Here is a 248-nt window from a genome sequence, read left to right as displayed (position 1 = left end):
ACCCATTATCTGAATTGTGTTATTCATATCGTTTTCACTTCCCTACAGGGTAAATTACGCCGTTCGGCGAAGGCCATAAAACGTTAGTGCTGGCGTTGTATGGGAGGTCTTTAGTGATTATCGCCTGTGTCTTTGAAAGCGCGGAGTGATATGGCGAGTTTTGGATCAGTATCAGATTATTCAAAGCATTTGTTCCACTGTCATCGAGTGGGATCTTGTGGTGAACCTGCCAACCGGGCGGCACTTTA

At 45.6% G+C, this 248-nt stretch carries 1 protein-coding gene; it reads right to left on the bottom strand.

Annotation, left to right across the window (positions count from 1 at the left end; translation table 11 throughout):
• Positions 1–34: 34 nt before the first annotated feature.
• Positions 35–248 (bottom strand): HNH endonuclease signature motif containing protein (locus ACZ3HG_RS24475; RefSeq protein ID WP_465335081.1); only part of this gene is annotated, 214 nt, incomplete at its 5' end.

It is taken from the genome of Erwinia sp. PME.40.26/001 (assembly GCF_055556675.1).
The sequence above is the reverse complement of the archived record's forward strand: the minus strand, read 5'-3'. Positions and strand labels throughout refer to the sequence as shown.